10 protein-coding genes, 1 tRNA gene and 1 pseudogene are annotated in these 14,242 nt (G+C 72.8%); 10 read left to right on the top strand and 2 right to left on the bottom strand.

The features are described from left to right. Nucleotides 1-53: 53 nt before the first annotated feature. The 6 genes and pseudogenes from ABZ624_RS18210 to ABZ624_RS18185 form a co-directional block, all read left to right on the top strand. Nucleotides 54-695 (top strand): DUF998 domain-containing protein, encoded by a 642-nt coding sequence (locus tag ABZ624_RS18210; RefSeq protein WP_360089239.1) that lies wholly within the window; start codon nucleotides 54-56, stop codon nucleotides 693-695. Nucleotides 696-734: 39 nt separating this feature from the next. Further along, the gene (locus tag ABZ624_RS18205) at nucleotides 735-1,055 is read left to right on the top strand and encodes a hypothetical protein (RefSeq protein WP_360089236.1); all 321 of its coding nucleotides are present in this window, start codon (nucleotides 735-737) and stop codon (nucleotides 1,053-1,055) included. A 120-nt stretch (nucleotides 1,056-1,175) separates the two neighbouring features. Next, nucleotides 1,176-2,000 (top strand): PP2C family protein-serine/threonine phosphatase, encoded by an 825-nt coding sequence (locus tag ABZ624_RS18200; protein WP_360089233.1) that lies wholly within the window; start codon nucleotides 1,176-1,178, stop codon nucleotides 1,998-2,000. Nucleotides 2,001-2,149: 149 nt separating this feature from the next. Beyond that, on the top strand, nucleotides 2,150-3,217 hold the full coding sequence (locus tag ABZ624_RS18195; protein WP_360089230.1) for an MASE1 domain-containing protein: 1,068 nt from the start codon (nucleotides 2,150-2,152) through the stop codon (nucleotides 3,215-3,217). A gap of 502 nt (nucleotides 3,218-3,719) precedes the next feature. After that, nucleotides 3,720-5,081 carry an L-seryl-tRNA(Sec) selenium transferase gene (selA, locus tag ABZ624_RS18190; RefSeq protein WP_360089403.1) on the top strand — a complete coding sequence of 454 codons (1,362 nt, stop codon included), beginning with the start codon at nucleotides 3,720-3,722 and terminating at the stop codon, nucleotides 5,079-5,081. Then, nucleotides 5,078-6,838 (top strand): annotated as a pseudogene (locus ABZ624_RS18185) (GTP-binding protein); the annotation flags it as partial. The gene selA and the pseudogene ABZ624_RS18185, both read left to right, overlap by 4 nt. Nucleotides 6,839-6,921: 83 nt before the next feature. Here the strand turns inward: ABZ624_RS18185 and ABZ624_RS18180 are convergent. Continuing rightward, nucleotides 6,922-7,014: transfer RNA gene (locus tag ABZ624_RS18180), tRNA-Sec, on the bottom strand. 37 nt (nucleotides 7,015-7,051) lie between these two features. Between ABZ624_RS18180 and selD the strand changes: the two genes are divergently transcribed. Next, nucleotides 7,052-8,071, top strand: coding sequence for a selenide, water dikinase SelD (gene selD / locus ABZ624_RS18175; protein ID WP_360089227.1), 1,020 nt, complete (start codon nucleotides 7,052-7,054; stop codon nucleotides 8,069-8,071). A 1-nt stretch (nucleotide 8,072) separates the two neighbouring features. Here selD and fdh read toward each other — a convergent pair whose 3' ends face one another. Next, complete coding sequence (fdh, locus tag ABZ624_RS18170; protein ID WP_360089224.1) at nucleotides 8,073-11,333, bottom strand: formate dehydrogenase; 3,261 nt, start codon at nucleotides 11,331-11,333, stop codon at nucleotides 8,073-8,075. Nucleotides 11,334-11,601: 268 nt separating this feature from the next. Here fdh and ABZ624_RS18165 point away from each other — a divergent pair, with 268 nt between their 5' ends. The 3 genes from ABZ624_RS18165 to ABZ624_RS18155 are packed head-to-tail and all read left to right on the top strand — an operon-like array spanning nucleotide 11,602 to nucleotide 14,239. Further along, a complete protein-coding gene (locus ABZ624_RS18165) occupies nucleotides 11,602-12,228 on the top strand; it encodes a cytochrome c oxidase subunit II (RefSeq protein WP_360089221.1) in 627 nt (208 codons plus the stop codon). Continuing rightward, nucleotides 12,225-13,883: a cbb3-type cytochrome c oxidase subunit I gene (locus tag ABZ624_RS18160; RefSeq protein ID WP_360089218.1), complete on the top strand. Its 1,659-nt coding sequence runs from the start codon at nucleotides 12,225-12,227 to the stop codon at nucleotides 13,881-13,883. Before ABZ624_RS18165 ends, ABZ624_RS18160 begins: the two co-directional genes overlap by 4 nt. After that, the gene (locus ABZ624_RS18155; RefSeq protein ID WP_360089215.1) at nucleotides 13,880-14,239 is read left to right on the top strand and encodes a hypothetical protein; all 360 of its coding nucleotides are present in this window, start codon (nucleotides 13,880-13,882) and stop codon (nucleotides 14,237-14,239) included. Before ABZ624_RS18160 ends, ABZ624_RS18155 begins: the two co-directional genes overlap by 4 nt. Nucleotides 14,240-14,242 lie beyond the last annotated feature (3 nt).

Raw genomic sequence — 14,242 nt, 5'->3', positions numbered from 1 at the left:
CCCGCCCCGTGATCGGCTTGCCGTGACACAGCCAGGGACAGGGAGGCGAACGGATGCGGGACAGGATCGGGCGTGCGGCGTGGGTCGCGGGGGTGGCGCAGTTCTTCGTCGGGCACGGCCTCGCCGAGTCGGCGTGGGCACGGCCGTACAGCTGGGCGCGGAACAACATCAGCGATCTCGGCAACGCGCGCTGCGCCTGGCAGGCCGACCCCGAGCCGAGGTATGTCTGCTCTCCCCGCCACGCCCTGATGAACACCTCGTTCGTCGCCCTTGGCCTGCTGCTCGTCGCCGGCGTCGTACTGACAGGCTCGCTCTGGCGGCGCGGCTCCGCGGCGGTCCTGTGCCGGTTACTGCTCGCGGGGGCCGGCGTCGGCTTCGTCCTGGTCGGGCTGGCGCCCGCGGACGTGCACGAGAACCAGCATGTGCTCGGCGCCCTGCTGATCATGGGAACGGGAAACATCGGCCTGCTGCTGGCCGGGCCCGTTCTCGCCGACGGCGTGCCGCGCCTGCTGCGGTGGGGGAGCGCGGTGCTGGGCGGTGTCGCCCTCGTCGCCCTCGGGCTCTTCCTCTCCCACCACTATCTCGGGCTCGGCATGGGCGGCATGGAACGGGTCGCCGTGTTGCCGGTGCTGGTGTGGACGGCCGCCGCCGGGCTGCACGGTCTGATCCGCGGGGGCGCCGTGCGAACGCCGTGAATCGGGGTAGGCGGGGGGACGCCCGAGGAAAGGACCGTCATGACGACCTACGTGATCAGCGTTCCCGGCACCTTCACCGCGGATGTCGGCACCGACACCCGCGGCCGCCTGGCCACGGCGCTCAGGCCCGCCGATCCGCACGGCACCCGCATGGGCAGCGCCGAGGGCCTCGACGTGCTCAGCGTCAACGAGGACAACACCTTCACGCTCCGCCTGACCGTCGAGGCGGACACCGGTCCGCACGCCGAGGAGGAGGCCCGCCGGCTGGCCGACTCCGCCCTCCGGGACGCGGGACTGGACGAACGGAGCGCACCGCTGGGACCCGCCGTGATCACCGGGATCGACTCCGAGGTGCGCTGACCGGGAGTCGTACCGCGGTCACCCGTAGGGCGAGATCTTCCGATATAGGTAAAATCTAGGCGTTTGCCGAACATGCAGGCGGCCGGTCAGGGAAGGCCACCGCTCCGCCGGAAGTGATCGATGCCCCGCAAGCGCCCCACGGACGAAGGCGACGAGCTGCTGGCCAGGCTCGGCTCGCTCATCGCTCAGGCACGGGAGCGAGCCGAGCTGCAGCGCACCCAGGTCGAGCTGGCCATCGCCCTGCAGCGCGGCATGCTCCCCCGGGACCTGCCCACCGCACCGGGCCTGCATCTCGCCGTCCGCTACACACCGGCGAACCTCGGTCTCAACGTGGGCGGCGACTGGTACGACGCGTTCACCCTGCCCGACGGCCGGATCGGCTTGTCCATCGGCGACGTCCAGGGGCACAACATCGAGGCCGCCGCCTTCATGGGCCAGGTGCGGGCCGGACTGCGCGCCCTGGCCTCCGTCACCGGCGAACCGGGCGAACTCCTCGCCCGCACCAACGACCTGCTGGTCTCGCTGGGCAGCGAACTGTTCGCCACCTGCACCTTCATGCGCCTCGACCCGGCCACCGGAGTGCTGGAGAGCGCACGGGCCGGCCACATCCCGTTCGTGTGGGCCACGGCGGACGGCAAGTCCGGCGTCGTCGACGAGGAGGGAGGGCCGCCGCTCGGCATCGACAAGGGCATGGAGTTCCCGGTCAGCCGACACCGGCTCACCAGGGGCGGCGTGTTCGTCCTCCTCACCGACGGCGTGGTGGAGGGCCCCTCGCTGACCATCGAGGACGGCCTCGAGCAAGTGGTGCGCCTCGCCGGTATCGCCGCCGTCGCCGGCCTGGAGGCCCAGGCGCTGGCCGCCGCCGTGATCAAGGGCGCCGAGAGCGTCGGACACGAGGACGACGCGGCCGTCCTCGTCGGGGGCCTGGACGGAATCCCCACCTGACCGGACGGTCCTTCGGGCCCGCTGCTGACCGCGGCAGCCGGCCCTCGTCAGGGTGGACCCCCGGCCCCACGCCGACCGGGTCGGGGATTCAGCCATAGGGCCGGACGGCACCGGCTCTCGCCTCGCCGACCCGGGGCCGCCGGTGTGAGATGGCTGCTGTGGTGGGTTTCGAGGTTCTGCGCCGGCCGGGCGGCTACGCCGTCCAGGTACTGGCCGTCGCGGCCTGCTACTACGCCGCCGCCCGGCTCGGACTCCTGCGCGAACTCACCGTCGAGGGCGCCGTCGTCACCCCCATCTGGCCCCCGACGGGCGTCGCCGTCGCCGCCCTGCTGATCCTGGGCCTGCGCTGCTGGCCCGGCATCACGATCGGTGCCTTCTTCGCCGTGATCTACATCACCAGCCCCCGGCCCGACGTGCTGATCACCCTCGCCGGCCAGACCGGCGCACCGGTGTGCGCGGCACTCCTGCTGCGCCGCGCCCGCTTCCACACCGACCTCGGCCGGTTGCGGGACGGCGTCGCCCTGGTGTTCCTGGGCGCACTGACCGCCACGCTGATCAGCGCCACCGTAGGCGTCGGCCTCCTCGTCCTCACGGACAAGCTGAACGCGGCCGACTTCTGGCTCGTGTGGCTGGCCTGGTGGGTGGGCGACGCCATGGGCGTCCTGATCGTCACCCCGCTCCTGCTGTTGCTGCACCGCGCGCGCTGGCCACCGCCCCTGGCCCGCTGGAAGGAGGCGACCGCGCTGACCGTCGTCGCCGGCTGCCTGGTGCCGTTGGCCGTCTACAGCACGATCAGCCTGCTCTTCCTCGTCTACCCGCTCCTCATCTGGACCGCCCTGCGCTTCCAGCTGGCGGGCAGTGCGCTGTCCGCGCTGCTGACGTCCGTGCTGGCCACCGTCGCGGCGACGGACCGCGTCGGCTCCTTCACCGGGCTGAGCCGGATCGAGGTCATGGCGAAGCTCCAGGCGTTCAACGGCACCATGGCCCTGACCGCCCTCCTGCTGTCCGCGCTGATCACCGAGCAGCGCAACACCCGGCGCTCGGTGGAGAGGGCCTGCCAGGAACTGGTCGAGGTACTGGAACACCTCACCGCCGGTGAAGCCCCGCCGCCCCGGCCACAGCCGGACGCCCAGAACGCCCAGAATGCTCAGAACGCCCAGAACGCCCAGAGCGGCGAGAACACGGACGGCCGGGCTCGGCCGACGGGACCCCCGTGACACCCGTGACACGCAAAGGGGGAGTGGGGGCACCGTGCGTCGTGTACGCGGTCCTTGTCGTTCATGCGGCGCCGGGTACCCGGGCGGTGGTGGGTGCCCACACCTCTCCCGGCGTGTCGAACGGCCGGTCCGGGGCACTGGGAGACGATGGGCGCAGCCCGGAGGGGCCCGGGCGGACCGGAGGGACGGCGGCGGCATGGAGCGGCGGACGGCGAGCGCGGCCGAGCAGCGGACCGGGGCGGCCCAGCCCGGCTCGGCCGCCCGGCAACGGCGCGCCGACGCGACCGTAGGGCCACGCGCTCACACCGCACGGCCGCGCGAGGACACCGCACAGCCGCGGGAAGACTGCGTACGGGCGTCGGAGGATTCGGTACGGGCGCCGGCGGACTGTGCACGGCCACCGCTGGATTCCGTACGGCCACCGCTGGACTCCCTAGGATCACCGGAGGACTCTGCACGGCTACCGGAGGACTCGGTACGGCCACCGCAGGACTCCGTACGGCTGCTGGCGAATCCCGTACGGCCGCCGGAGGGCCCCGTACGGCCGCCGGGCGGTACCGATGCGCGCCGCCGTATTCCGCGCACCGATCACCTGCTGCGTGACCCCCGGCTGGCCGCGGCCGTGGACCGGCTCGGCGCCGGCGTGGTCAAGGCCGCCGTACGGGAGGCGCAGGAGCGGGCCCGCGAGGGAGGCATCCCGCCCGGGCAGGTGCTGCAGACCGCCCTCGCCCTGCTGCCCGGTACCGCGAGCGGTCTGTGCCCGGTGCTCAACGCCACCGGGGTGCTGCTGCACACCAACCTCGGCCGGGCCCCGCTGTCGGCCGCCGCCCGGCAGGCCGTGCAGGAGGCCGCCGGTCCCACGGACGTCGAGCTGGACCTGGCGACCGGTGTCCGCGCCCGCCGTGGCCGCACCGCCCTCGCCGCCCTGCGCGAGCGGGTGCCGGCCGCCGGGGCGGTGCACCTCGTCAACAACGGCGCCGCCGCGCTGGTGCTCGCCGCCACCGCCCTCGCGGCCGGCAGGGAGATCGTCGTGAGCCGGGGCGAGATGGTGGAGATCGGGGACGGCTTCCGCCTGCCCGACCTGCTCGTCTCGACCGGCGCCCGGCTCCGCGAGGTCGGTACGACCAACCGCACGACCGCCGCCGACTACGCCACTGTGATCGGCCCGGACACCGGGTTCGTGCTCAAGGTGCATCCGTCCAACTTCCGTATCACCGGCTTCACCCGGTCCGCCGAGACCGCCGAACTCACCGGTCTCGGCGTCCCGGTCGTCGTCGACATCGGCTCCGGGCTGCTCGCCCCGCACCCGGCGCTGCCCGGGGAACCCGACGCCGACACGCAACTGCGCGCGGGCGCCGTGCTCGTCACCGCGAGCGGCGACAAACTGCTCGGCGGACCCCAGTGCGGACTGCTGCTCGGCGACCAGGACCTGGTCCATGCCCTCGCCCGGCACCCGCTGGCCCGCGCCCTGCGCGTCGACAAACTGACGCTGGCCGCACTGGAGGCCACCCTCACCGGCCCGCCCACCCCGACCGCCCTCGCCCTGACCGCCGACCCGGGCCGCCTGCGCGCCCGCGCGGACCGGCTGGCCGAGAGCCTCACCGCCGACGGCATCGACGTACAGGCCGTCGAGTCCGCCGCCACCGTCGGCGGCGGCGGAGCACCCGGGGTCACCCTGCCCAGCGCGGCCCTCTCCCTGCCCGAGCCCTACGCCGCCGCGCTGCGCACCGGCCGCGTCCCCGTCGTCGGACGCCTGGAGGCCGGCCGCTGCCTGCTGGATCTGCGGGCGCTGCCCGAACAGGACGACGACCGGCTGGCCGACGCCGTGCGCTCGGCCCGGCCCGCCGGGGAAGGGCGGCCATGATGCGGGTGCTCGCCACCGCCGGCCATGTCGATCACGGCAAGTCCGCCCTGGTACGGGCCCTCACCGGCATGGAGCCCGACCGCTACGAGGAGGAGCGCCGCCGGGGACTCACCCTCGACCTGGGCTTCGTGTGGACCCGGCTCGGCCCGGACGGGGACCAGCTCGCCTTCGTCGACGTCCCCGGGCACGAACGCTTCGTGCCCACCATGCTGGCCGGCGTCGGACCGGTGCCCGCCGTGCTGTTCGTGGTCGCCGCCGACCAGGGCTGGCAGCCCCAGTCCGAGGAGCACCTGGCCGTCCTCGACGCGCTCGGCGTCCGGCACGCCGTCCTCGCGGTGACCCGCAGCGACCTCGCCGACCCCGGACCCGTGCGCGGCGACGCCGTCGAACGGCTGGCCCGGACCTGTCTCGGCAAGGTGCCCGCGGTCGCGGTGAGCGCGGTCACCGGCGCCGGACTCGACGAGCTGCGCAGTGAACTGGTCCGGCTGACGCGGGAGTTGACGGATCCCGACCCCGGCGCCGACGTACGGTTCTGGCTCGACCGGGCCTTCACCGTGCGCGGACACGGCACCGTCGTGACCGGCACGCTCGGCGCGGGCACCCTGCGCGTCGGCGACCGGCTGGTCACCGGGGACCGTACGGCCGTGTTGCGGGTGCGCGCGCTGCAGGCCCTCCAAGAGGAGCGGACGGAGGTCAGCGGAGTGGCCCGCGTGGCGGTCAACGTGCACGGACCGGGCGACGACGGCCTGCGCCGGGGCCAGGTGCTGCTGACTCCGGACCGCTGGCTGAGCAGTGAGGTGATCGACGTCCGGGTCACCGGCGAGCCGGTCGCCGACCTGCCCCGCTCCGTCACCCTGCACATCGGCACCGCCGCCGTACCGGTGGCCGTACGCCCCCTCGGCGAGGACACCGCCCGGCTCACCCTCACCCGGAGCCTGCCCCTGCGGGTCGGCGACCGCGCGGTGCTGCGCGAACCCGGCGGCAGCCGCATGCCCTGCGGTGTCACGGTCCTCGACGTACGACCGCCCCGGCTGACCCGGCGCGGCGCCGGCCGGGCCCGCGCGGCGGAACTCGCGGGCATGACCGGCCGCCCCGACGGCACCGCCGAACTGCGCCGCCGCAAGCTGATCCGGCGTGCCGACCTGAGGGCGATGGGCGTCCCGCTGCCGCCCGCACCCGAGGACCAGGACCCGGCGGACACCGCCGGCCCGGGGAGCGGCGAGGAGTGCGCCCCTGCCCACGCCGCCGGGGACTGGCTGGCCGACGGGACGTACTGGCACGCCCTGAAGGACCGGCTGGCCGCCGAGGTCGGCCGGCACGCCCGCGCACACCCGCTGGAGCCCGGCCTGCCCGCCGAGGCGGCCCGCCGGCTGCTCGGGCTGCCCGACCGCGCCCTGGTCGACGCGCTGGCCGAAGCGACACCCCGAGTCCAGGCCCGCCAGGGCCGGTTGTACGTCTCGGACAGCCTCCGGCCCGCCCTGCCCCCGCCCGTCCAGGCCGCCGTGGACGCGGTGCGCGAAGACCTCGGCCGTACGCCGTTCCGAGCTCCTGAGGCCGGCCGGCTCGCCGAACTCGGCCTGGAACGCAAGGAGTTGGCCGCCGCCGTCACGGCCGGCGCCCTGCTGCGGATCGCCGACGGGATCGTGCTGCTGCCCGGCGCCGACGCCGAGGCCGCCGCCGTACTGCGCACCCTGCCCCAGCCGTTCACGCTCAGCGAGGCCCGGCGCGCCCTGGACACCACCCGCCGGGTGGCCGTACCGCTGCTGGAGTTCCTGGACGCCCGGGGCCACACCGCACGCGTCGACGACCAGCGCCGGCGCTGCCGCACGGACGAGGTGAACGGAGGCGGACGGGAATCGAACCCGCCGGCCCGAGATCCTCGGGCCCCTCGGTTTTGAAGACCGGGAGGGCCACCAGGCACCCACACGCCTCCACCGCTCGTCAGGCTACTGCCCCAGGAGACCGCCGGTATGACATCGACATCCGCGCCGATCGGCCAGGCGCCCGTCCGGCTCACGCAGTACGCCCACGGCGGTGGCTGCGCCTGCAAGATCCCGCCCGGAGAGCTGGAGGACGTGGTCGCCGGGCTGACCGTGGCCCCGCTCGCCGGGGGTGACACCCCGCTGCTCGTCGGCCTCGCCACGGGTGACGACGCCGCCGTGGTCACCCACCGGGGAACGGCGGTCGTCTGCACGGCGGACTTCTTCACCCCTGTCGTGGACGACCCCTACGACTGGGGACGCATCGCCGCCGCCAACGCGCTGTCCGACGTGTACGCGATGGGCGGCCGGCCGGTGCTCGCCGTGAACCTGCTGTGCTGGCCGCGCGACCGGCTCCCCTTCGACCTGGCCCGCGAGGTGCTGCGCGGCGGCCTGGACCTCGCCACCGAGGCCGGCTGCCATGTCGGCGGCGGACACAGCGTCGACGACCCGGAACCCAAGTACGGCATGGCCGTCACGGGCCTCGCCGATCCCGACCGGCTGCTGCGCAACGACGCCGGGCGGCCCGGGGTGCCGCTGTCGCTGACCAAACCGCTGGGTGTGGGGGTGCTGAACAACCGGCACAAGGTCACCGGCGAGCGGTTCGAGCACGCCGTCGCCACGATGACGGCGCTCAACCGGGACGCCGCCGAGGCCGCCCTCGCGGCCGGGGCCACCTGCGCCACCGACGTCACCGGGTTCGGTCTCCTCGGGCATCTGTACAAGCTGGCCCGCGCCTCCGGCGTGACCGCCGTCGTCGACACGGCCGCCGTGCCCTACCTGGACGGGGCGCGGGAGGCCGTCCGGGACGGTTACGTCAGCGGCGGCACCCGGCGCAACCTCGCATGGGTCGCCCCGCACACCGACTTCGGGACCACCGACGCCGACACCCGGCTGCTGCTGGCGGACGCCCAGACCTCCGGCGGACTGCTCGTGGCGGGCGAGGTGCCCGGAGCACCGGTGGTGGGGGAGCTGGTGGCTCGCGGCCCGCACTTCCTGGTGCTCCGGTGACTCACGGCTCCGTTCCGGTGTGCTCGTCGATACCCGCCCGGATCCGGTAGGCCCGCACCAGCTCCACGGACGCCGGGCCCCGTGGCCGGCGGCCCGGGCGGATGTCCACGGCGAACGCCTTCGACTCCTGGATGTGCGTGTTCGGGTCCAGCGACAGATGCAGCAGCTCGTTGGCCGCGTCCCCGGTGGTGTAGCCGTTGGGACCCCAGTGGTAGGGCAGGCCCACCTGGTGCAGCCGGCGCCCCTGCACGGTCAGCGGCGCCATCCGGTCCGTCACCAGCACCCGCGCCTCGATCACCCCCCGTGCGCTGACGATCGTCGCCCACCCGGTGTGGTCCAGACCCCGCTCGGCGGCCAGCTCGGGGGAGACCTCGCAGAAGAACTCCGGCTGCAGTTCGGCCAGATACGGCTGCCAGCGGGACATGCCGCCCGCCGTGTGGTGCTCGGTCAGCCGGTAGGTGGTGGCCACGTACGGGAACACCTGTGAGCCGGGCTCGTCACCGCTCGGCTGGTAGCGGTTGTCGGGGACCGACGGCAGCAACTGCCGTACCGGGTTGCGCTGCTGGTCGTGGAGCAGGTTCGGGAACGGCGAGTCCTGCGGTTCGTAGTGGGTCGGCAGCGGGCCGTCGGTGAGCCCGGACGGCACATACAGCCAGGCCTTGCCGTCGGCCTGCATGATGAACGGGTCCGTGCCGGACAACGCCTCCGGGCCGGTCGCGTCCTCGGGCGGCTCGTGATCGGGCGACTTGTCCTTCTTGAAGTCGGGCACGTCGTGCCCGGACCACTGGCCCTTCTCCGGGTCCCACCACACCAGCGCCTTCCGCTCGCTCCACGGCCTGCCCTCGGGGTCGGCGGAGGCACGGTTGTACAGGATGCGCCGGTTGGCGGGCCAGGCCCACGCCCACTCGGCGGCCACCCAGTCCTGCTCCCGGCCCGGCTTGCGGCGGGCCGCCTGGTTGACGCCGTCGGCGTAGACACCGCAGTAGATCCAGCAGCCGCAGGCCGTGGTGCCGTCGGGCTTCAGCTGCTCGTACGAAGACAGCGGCTCGCCCTCAGCGTCATGGCCGTTGATCTCGGCGAGGACCGCCTCCGCGTCCGGCTCGGCGTGCCGGCCCTTCACCGGATAGTCCCAGGCCAGGTCCAGCACGGGCCGGTCCATCTCGTCGGAGGACCCGGCCAGCTTCTCCCGGATGATCCGCCCCAGGTGGTACGTGAACCACAGGTCGCTGCGCGCCTCTCCGGGCGGCTCGACGGCCTGGTGGTGCCACTGCAGCAGCCGCTGGGTGTTGGTGAAGCTGCCGTCCTTCTCGGTGTGCGCGGCGGCCGGCAGGAAGAACACCTCGGTGCGGATGTCCTCCGTACGCAGCTCCCCGGTCTCGGTCTCCGGGCCGTCCTTCCACCAGGTCGCCGACTCGATCAGCGAGAAGTCACGGACCACCAGCCAGTCCAGGTTCGCCATGCCGAGCCGCATCAGCTTGGAGTTGGCGTTGCCCACGGCCGGGTTCTCCCCGTACAGGAAGTAGCCCTTGCAGGTGCCCTCCCGCTGGGCCATGGCCGTCTCGTACGCCGAGTGGGAGCCGGTGAGCCGGGGCAGGTAGTCGAAGCAGAAGTCGTTGTCGGCGGTGGCCGCCTCGCCCCAGTACGCCTTGAGCAGGCTCACCAGGTACGAGCGCATGTTGCCCCAGTAGCCCTTGTGGGCCGCCTCCGCCTGCACGAACGCGTCCAGGTCCTCGTTCTTGTGCGCGTGCGGCATCGGGATGTAGCCCGGCAGCAGGTTGAACAGGGTCGCGATGTCGGTGGAGCCCTGGATGGAGGCGTGGCCGCGCAGCACGAGGATGCCGCCGCCCGGCCGGCCGATGTTGCCGAGCAGGGTCTGCAACACGGCCGCCGCGCGGATGTACTGCACCCCCACCGTGTGCTGTGTCCACCCGACCGCATAGGCGAAGGCCGTGGTCCTCTCGCGCCCGGAGTTCTCCGTGACCAGCTCGCACACCTGCCGGAACAGATTCTGCGGCACCCCGCAGACCTGCTCGACCATCTCCGGTGTGTAGCGGGCGTAGTGCCGCCTGAGCACCTGGAAGACGCAGCGCGGGTGGGTGAGCGTCTCGTCCCGCTCGGGCTCGCCCTCGCCGATCACCGCGCCGCCGGAGCCGTGCGCCTCGCCGCGCGCCGCCTCGGTCACCGAACTGCCGCCGCCGGCGCGCTCCTCGTACTCCTGGTCGCGCTCGCCGGAGGCCGCCTGGATCTCGGTGCCCTCGTACTGCCAGCTGCTGTTGTCGTAGGAGCGGCTGCCGGCGTCGAGACCGGAGAAGACACCCGCCAGGTCCTCGGTGTCGCGGAAGTCCTCCCGCAGGATCACCGGGGCGTTGCTGTACGCCACGATGTAGTCGCGGAAGTACTTCTCGTGCTCCAGCACGTAGTGGATGATCCCGCCGAGGAAGGCGATGTCGCTGCCCGCGCGCAGCGGCACGTGCACGTCGGCGAGCGCGCTGGTGCGGGTGAAGCGCGGGTCGACATGGATCACCTTCGCGCCCCGCGCCTTGGCCTCCATCACCCACTGGAACCCGACCGGATGGCACTCGGCCATGTTCGAGCCCTCGATGACGATGCAGTCCGCGTTCTGCAGGTCCTGCTGGAAGGTGGTCGCGCCGCCGCGTCCGAACGAGGTTCCCAGACTGGGAACGGTGGAGGAGTGTCAAACACGCGCCTGGTTCTCGATCTGGATCGCTCCGAGCGCGGTGAACAACTTCTTGATCAGGTAGTTCTCTTCGTTGTCGAGCGTGGCCCCGCCGAGGCTCGCGATGCCCAGCGTGCGCCGGGTGCGGGTCTCGTCGACCTCCCACTCCCAGCCGGCCCGGCGCGCCTCGATCACCCGGTCGGCGATCATGTCCATCGCCGTGTCCAGGTCGAGGCGCTCCCACTCGGTGCCGTGCGGGCGCCGGTAGAGGACGTGGTGCTCGCGTGCGTCACCGGTCGTCAGCTGCAGGCTCGCCGCGCCCTTGGGGCACAGCCGGCCGCGCGAGATGGGCGAGTCCGGGTCGCCCTCGATCTGGGTGACCTGCTCGTCCTGGACGTACACGTTCTGGCCGCAGCCCACCGCGCAGTACGGGCAGACGGACTTCACCACCCGGTCGGCGGTGGCCACCCGGGGCTGGAGCCGCTCGCTGTGCCCGCTCTTCGCGGCGGCGCCCCGGCCCAGCGGGTCGGTGCCCGTCAGCTGGCGGTAGACCGGCCAGGAGTCGATCCAGGTGCGTACGCCCACGGCCACTCCTTCCGCCCGGTCTCCTGATTTTCCCGCATGCGCGCGGCCACGGCATCTCTCGCCCCGGTGAGCCGCGGAGTACCCCGGCCGGGCGGGGGCAAACGGTGCCGGCAGGTGTGAGTCCGCCCAGCCGGGAAACCCCGCCGCTGGTGTGTCGGCGCACGGACCGCACCAGGTGCCCGTAATGTCCGGTTGGTCGCGGTCCCGAGTGAGATGACGGGAGTGAGCGCATGAGCGTCAGGGGCATCGAGGCCAGGGCGGCGGCGCGATGAGGCAGCGTCATGTCTTCGGGACCGTCTTCACGCTGGAGTCGATCGTCGCCGGCGGCGTGTTCCTGGTGATCCTCGGCGTGCTCGCCTGGGCGCTGGTGAGACGGCGGACCGAGGCGTCCGACCAGCCCGAGCGCCCCCGTCTTGAGGCCTTCTACGTCGGTGCCCTCGCCGCCTTCGCCGTCTTCCTCGTGGCCTGGACCGCCTGGCAGAACCACGAGGAACAGCACACGGCCGACCCAGGGCCCCTGCGCGTGGACATCACCGGCTTCCAGTGGTGCTGGACCTTCGGCTATCCGCAGTCACCGGCCCACCGCAGCGTCTCCGGCACCTGCAAGGGCAAGGATGTCCCGACACTCGTCGTACCGGCCGGCCGCACCGTGCAGTTCCGCGTCACCTCGCGGGACGTCATCCACTCCTTCTGGGTGCCGGACCTGCGCTACAAGATGGACGCCTTCCCGCACCACCGGAACACCTTCACCCTCACCCTGGACCGGGAGGGCCGCTGGCGCGGCAGGTGCGCGGAGTTCTGCGGGCAGCGGCACTACGCCATGGACTTCTGGATCAAGGCGGTCCCGCCCCGGGACTACAACCGCTGGGCGCACGGCGGGACCGGTGCGGCATGACGGTCGCGCCTCACGCCGCCGGGCAGCGCGACGACGCCGGCCGTCCCGTCCCGCCGGGCAGCTGGCTCGGCTGGGTCACCACCACCGACCACAAGCGCATCGGCCTGCTGACCGTCGCCACCTCGCTGGTCCTCCTGCTGGTCTACGGCGTGTTCGCCCTGCTCATGCGCAGCCAGCTGGCCCAGCCCGACGAGACCTTCCTCACCCCGCCGACCTACGACCAGCTGTTCACCCTCCACGGCTCCGGCATGATCTACCTGGTCATGACCCCGTTCGCCCTCGGCATGGGCGTCTACCTGGTACCCCTGCAGATCGGCGCCCCCGCCCTCGCCCTGCCCCGCCTCACCCTCCTCGGCTACTGGCTCTACGTCCTCGGCGCGCTCACCATGCTCGCCGGTTTCGCCACGCCCACCGGCGCGCACGCCGACGGCTGGTTCTCCTACCCGCCCATGGCCGACAGCGAGCACTCCCCGGGAGCCGGCACGGACCTGTGGATCGCGGGCGTCCTCCTCGCCGTCACCGGCACCATCCTCATGGGCTGGGCGGTGCTGTGGACCGTCCTGCGCCGCCGCACCCGCGGGATGACCATGCTGCGGCTGCCCGTGTTCTGCTGGGCGATGATCGCCACCTGTCTGATGGTGATCGGCGCCTTCCCGGCCCTGCTCGCCGCGCTCACCCTGCTCGCCGTGGGCCGCGCCGACGCCTCCGTCTTCGCGTCCAACGTGTGGAACATCGGCTACCAGCACATCTTCTGGTTCTACGGCCACCCGGTCGTGTACGTGATGTTCTTCCCGTATCTCGCCGCCGTCGCCGAGGTGCTGGCCGTGTTCTCCGGCCGCCGCTTCTTCGGCTACAAGGGCACCGCGCTGTCGCTGCTGGTGTTCGCCGCGCTGTCGATGAGCGTGTGGGGCCACCACATGTTCGCCACCGGCCAGGCGGCCAACGACTACTACTCCCTGACTTCCATCGCCCTGCTCGTCCCGGCGGGCGTGGAGTACTTCGGCATGCTCGGCACGATCCTCGGCGGCCGGCTCCGCCTGCGCACACCCATGCTGTTCGCGCTGGCGTTCATCCCGCAGTTCCTGATCGGCGGCCTCACCGGGATCATGGTCGGCACCCCGGTGATCGACTACCACGTCACCGACAGCTACTTCGTCGTGGCCCACCTGCACTACGTGCTGTTCGCGGGCAGCGCCTTCGGCCTCTTCGCGGCCGTGTACTTCTGGTTCCCGAAGGTCACCGGCACGCTCCTCGACGAACGCATGGGCCGGCTGCACTTCTGGCTGCTGGTGATCGGCACCAACCTGACCTTCCTGCCGATGTTCGCCCTCGGCTACCTGGGCATGCCACGCCGGGTCGCCACCTACGCCGTGTTCGACGGCTTCGGCCTGCTCAATCTGCTCGCGAGCATCGGCGCCGCCTTCCTCGCCGCCGGCATGACCGTGTTCGCCGTCAACGTGCTCCGGACGCTGCGCAGGCGCGCCCTCGGGCGGGCCGAGCCAGCCGGTGACGACCCGTGGGAGGCGCACACCCTGGAGTGGGCCACCACCTCACCGCCGCCGCGCCTCAACTTCCCCGCCGACCGTCCGCTTGTGCCCGTCAGCAGTTTCGCCCCACTGCTCGACCTGCGGCAGAGAGAAGGGGGCGGCACATGAAACGGCACCTGTCCGCCCTGCTGGTCGCCGGCTGGGGCCTGCTGAACGGCGTCCTCCTCGCCGTACTCGCGGTCTACGGCGAGAGCGCCATGGTCTTCTGGCTGTGGGGCGGAGCCGTCCTCGTCCTCGAACTGACCGCACTGGTCGTGCTGTTGTCCTCACGCAGGGCTCCCGACCAGCACATCCGCTACCACGTTCCGGACCGCGGCGGGGGCGCCGTGCCGCCCGCCGCGTTCGGCCTGCTGCTGGTGACGCTGTGCTTCGTCTACGGCCGTTGGCTGCTGGTCGTCGCCGTACCGCTGCTGGCCGTGTCGGCGGCCATGGCGCTGCGGGGCACGACGGCCCGGGAGAGGTGAGGC

It is taken from the genome of Streptomyces sp. NPDC007205 (assembly GCF_040634095.1).
Lineage (GTDB): Bacteria > Actinomycetota > Actinomycetes > Streptomycetales > Streptomycetaceae > Streptomyces.
This window is presented reverse-complemented; position numbering and strand designations above follow the sequence as displayed.